We start from the raw sequence: 5,218 nt of genomic DNA, 5'->3' as shown, positions 1-5,218 counted from the left end.
CACCGGTTCGGCCACCGTAATCGCGCCGGATAACGTCTACGTCGGCGCTAACCAGCCGGTGGTCAACGCCATCGACGCGGTCAGCGGTGCGGATGCGTGGAAGTTCGAAAATCTGAACCTGGATAAGACCGAGGTCAAAACCACCGTTACCGACGAGCCGGGCACTCCGGGCAACGAAGGCGACCTGGTCAAGGTCACCATTACCGCCGACCAGACCTCGGTCGCCGAGAACGTCAAGCCGACCTTCACCGTGCACGTGAACCAGCCGCTGGATCACGACCTGGTCGTGACCCTGAGCAACAACGCCCAGGTCACCATCAAAGCCGGCGACACCAGCGCCAAATACGAGCACGCGGCACAGGGCGACGACGTCTACAAAGACGCCGGTGAAATCAACCTGGGCATCAAGTCCGCAGTGGATGTCGACGGTCGCACCTTCGAGAACCTGGAGTTGGGCGGCGCGGCGAAAGTCGACGTCACCGACACCACCGACGAAGTGATCGCCAAGTTGACCGCGACACCTTCGGTCACCGAAGGTGGTGAGATCACCTACACCATCACGCTGACCAACAAAGACGGCCTGCTGATCAACAACCACGGTGCCCTGACCTTCACGCTGAGCGACGGTAAGACCGTCATCACCGTGCCGGCCAACGGCACCACCGGTTCGGTTACTGTCACTGCCCCGGACAACGTCTACGTGGGTGCCAACGACCCGATCGTGAAATCGATCGCGACCGTTGACGGCGCCGATGTCGACAAGTTCGAGAAACTGACCCTGGATAAAACCGAGGTCAAAACCACCGTTACCGACGAGCCGGGCACTCCGGGCAACGAAGGCGACTTGGTCAAGGTCACCATTACCGCCGACCAGACCTCGGTCGCCGAGAACGTCAAGCCGACCTTCACCGTGCACGTGAACCAGCCGCTGGATCACGACCTGGTCGTGACCCTGAGCAACAACGCCCAGGTCACCATCAAAGCCGGCGACACCAGCGCCAAATACGAGCACGCGGCACAGGGCGACGACGTCTACAAAGACGCCGGTGAAATCAACCTGGGCATCAAGTCCGCAGTGGATGTCGACGGTCGCACCTTCGAGAACCTGGAACTGGGCGGCGCGGCGAAGGTGGATGTCACCGACACCACCGACGAAGTCATCGCGAAACTGACGGCCACCGAGTCCGTGACCGAAGGCGGTGAGATCACCTACACCATCACGCTGACCAACAAAGACGGTCTGCTGATCAACAACCATGGCGCGCTGACCTTCACGCTGAGTGACGGCAAAACCGTCATCACCGTGCCGGCCAACGGCACGACCGGTTCGGTTACTGTCATCGCTCCGGACAACGTCTACACCGGCACCAACGACCCTGTGATCAAGTCGATCGCGACCGTTGACGGCGCGGATGTCGACAAGTTCGAGAAACTGACCTTGGATAAAACCGAGGTCAAGACCACTGTTACCGACGAGCCAGGTACTCCGGGCAACCCAGGTACCCCAGGCGGTTCCAACGAGGGTGATCTGGTCAAGGTCACCATCACTGCCGACCAGACCTCGGTGGCCGAGAACGTCAAACCAACGTTCACCGTGCACGTGAACCAGCCACTGGATCACGACCTGGTTGTGACCCTGAGCAACAACGCTCAGGTCACCATCAAAGCCGGTGACACCAGCGTCAAGTACGAGCACGCGGCTCAAGGCGACGACGTCTACAAAGACGCCGGTGAGATCAACCTGGGCATCAAGTCCGCTGTGGATATCGACGGTCGCACCTTCGAGAACCTGGAACTGGGCGGCGCGGCGAAGGTGGATGTCACCGACACCACCGACGAAGTCATCGCCAAGCTGACCGCGACACCTTCGGTCACCGAAGGCGGTGAGATCACCTACACCATCACGCTGACCAACAAAGACGGTCTGCTGATCAACAACCATGGCGCGCTGACCTTCACGCTGAGTGACGGCAAAACCGTCATCACCGTGCCGGCCAATGGCACCACCGGTTCGGTTACCGTCACTGCTCCGGACAACGTCTACACCGGCACCAACGACCCTGTGATCAAGTCGATCGCGACCGTTGACGGCGCGGATGTCGACAAGTTCGAGAAGCTGACCCTGGATAAGACCGAGGTCAAGACTACTGTCACCGACGAGCCAGGTACTCCGGGCAACGAAGGCGACCTGGTCAAGGTCACCATTACTGCCGACCAGACCTCGGTCGCAGAGAACGTCAAACCGACGTTCACCGTGCACGTGAACCAGCCGCTGGATCACGACCTGGTCGTGACCTTGAGCAACAACGCCCAGGTCACCATCAAAGCGGGTGACACCAGCGCCAAGTACGAGCACGCGGCACAGGGCGACGACGTCTACAAAGACGCCGGTGAGATCAACCTGGGCATCAATTCGGCTGTGGATATCGACGGTCGTACCTTCGAGAACCTGGAGCTGGGCGGCGCGGCGAAAGTCGACGTCACCGATACCACCGACGAAGTCATCGCGAAACTGACGGCTACCGAGTCCGTGACCGAAGGCGGCGAGATCACCTACACCATCACGCTGACCAACAAAGACGGTCTGCTGATCAACAACCACGGCGCGCTGACCTTCACGCTGAGCGACGGCAAAACCGTCATCACCGTGCCGACCAATGGCACCACCGGTTCGGTTACCGTCACTGCTCCGGACAACGTCTACACCGGCACCAACGACCCTGTGATCAAATCGATCGCGACCGTTGACGGCGCGGATGTCGACAAGTTCGAGAAACTGACCCTGGATAAGACCGAGGTCAAAACCACCGTTACCGACGAGCCGGGCACTCCGGGCAACGAAGGCGACCTGGTCAAGGTCACCATTACTGCCGACCAGACCTCGGTCGCAGAGAACGTCAAACCGACGTTCACCGTGCACGTGAACCAGCCGCTGGATCACGACCTGGTCGTGACCTTGAGCAACAACGCCCAGGTCACCATCAAAGCGGGTGACACCAGCGCCAAGTACGAGCACGCGGCACAGGGCGACGACGTCTACAAAGACGCCGGTGAGATCAACCTGGGCATCAATTCGGCTGTGGACGTCGATGGCCGTACCTTCGAGAACCTGGAGCTGGGCGGCGCGGCGAAGGTGGATGTCACCGACACCACCGACGAAGTCATCGCGAAACTGACTGCCACCGAGTCCGTGACCGAAGGTGGTGAGATCACCTACACCATCACGCTGACCAACAAAGACGGTCTGCTGATCAACAACCATGGCGCCCTGACCTTCACGCTGAGCGACGGCAAAACCGTCATCACCGTGCCGGCCAATGGCACGACCGGTTCGGTTACCGTCATCGCTCCGGACAACGTCTACACCGGCACCAACGACCCTGTGATCAAGTCGATCGCGACCGTTGACGGCGCGGATGTCGACAAGTTCGAGAAACTGACCCTGGATAAAACCGAGGTCAAGACCACCGTTACCGACGAGCCAGGTACTCCGGGCAACGAAGGCGACTTGGTCAAGGTCACCATCACCGCCGACCAGACCTCGGTGGCCGAGAACGTCAAACCGACGTTTACCGTGCACGTGAACCAGCCACTGGACCACGACCTGGTCGTGACCCTGAGCAACAACGCCCAGGTCACCATCAAAGCCGGCGACACCAGCGTTAAATACGAGCACGCGGCGCAGGGCGACGACGTCTATAAAGACGCCGGTGAGATCAACCTGGGCATCAAGTCCGCGGTGGACATCGACGGTCGTACCTTCGAGAACCTGGAGCTGGGCGGTGCCGCGAAGGTGGACGTCACCGACACCACCGACGAAGTCATCGCGAAACTGACGGCTACCGAGTCCGTGACCGAAGGCGGTGAGATCACCTACACCATCACGCTGACCAACAAAGACGGTCTGCTGATCAACAACCATGGCGCGCTGACCTTCACGCTGAGCGACGGTAAGACCGTCATCACCGTGCCGGCCAATGGCACGACTGGTTCGGTTACCGTCACTGCTCCGGACAACGTCTACACCGGCACCAACGACCCTGTGATCAAGTCGATCGCGACCGTTGACGGCGTGGATGTCGACAAGTTCGAGAAGCTGACCCTGGACAAGACCGAGGTCAAAACCACTGTCACCGACGAGCCTGGCTCGGGTGTGCCTGGCGACAACAACCAGGGCGACCTGGTCAAGGTCACCATCACCGCCGACCAAACTTCGGTGGCCGAGAACGTCAAGCCGACCTTCACCGTGCACGTCAACCAGCCTCTGGACCACGACTTGGTCGTGACCCTGAGCAACAACGCTCAGGTCACCATCAAAGCCGGTGACACCAGCGTTAAGTACGAGCACGCGGCACAGGGCGATGACGTCTACAAAGACGCCGGTGAGATCAACCTGGGCATCAAGTCCGCTGTGGATATCGACGGTCGCACCTTCGAGAACCTGGAACTGGGCGGCGCGGCGAAGGTGGATGTCACCGACACCACCGACGAAGTCATCGCGAAACTGACGGCCACCGAGTCCGTGACCGAAGGTGGTGAGATCACCTACACCATCACGCTGACCAACAAAGACGGTCTGCTGATCAACAACCACGGTGCCCTGACCTTCACGCTGAGCGACGGTAAGACCGTCATCACCGTGCCGGCCAACGGCACCACCGGTTCGGTTACCGTCATCGCTCCGGACAACGTCTACACCGGCACCAACGACCCTGTGATCAAATCGATCGCGACCGTTGACGGCGCGGATGTCGATAAGTTCGAGAAACTGACCCTGGATAAGACCGAGGTCAAAACCACCGTTACCGACGAGCCAGGTACTCCGGGCAACGAAGGTGACCTGGTTAAAGTCACCATTACCGCCGACCAGACCTCGGTCGCCGAGAACGTCAAGCCGACCTTCACCGTGCACGTGAACCAGCCGCTGGATCACGACCTGGTCGTGACCTTGAGCAACAACGCCCAGGTCACCATCAAAGCGGGCGACACCAGCGCCAAGTACGAGCACGCGGCTCAAGGTGACGACGTCTACAAAGACGCCGGTGAAATCAACCTGGGCATCAAGTCGGCTGTGGACGTCGATGGCCGTACCTTCGAGAACCTGGAACTGGGCGGCGCAGCGAAAGTGGATGTCACCGACACCACCGACGAAGTGATCGCCAAGTTGACCGCGACACCTTCGGTCACCGAAGGTGGTGAGATCACCTACACCATCACG

Annotated in this window: 1 protein-coding gene; it reads left to right on the top strand. The window is 60.2% G+C overall.

Annotation, left to right across the window (positions count from 1 at the left end):
* A partial coding sequence (locus tag ACNFBR_RS29015; RefSeq protein WP_416737861.1) for an immunoglobulin-like domain-containing protein occupies positions 1 to 5,218 on the top strand: 5,218 nt, incomplete at both ends.

It is taken from the genome of Pseudomonas sp. NY11955 (assembly GCF_048068035.1).
Classification (GTDB): Bacteria; Pseudomonadota; Gammaproteobacteria; order Pseudomonadales; family Pseudomonadaceae; genus Aquipseudomonas.
Note: the sequence above shows the minus strand (reverse complement) of the source record. Positions and strands in the feature narration are given on the sequence as shown.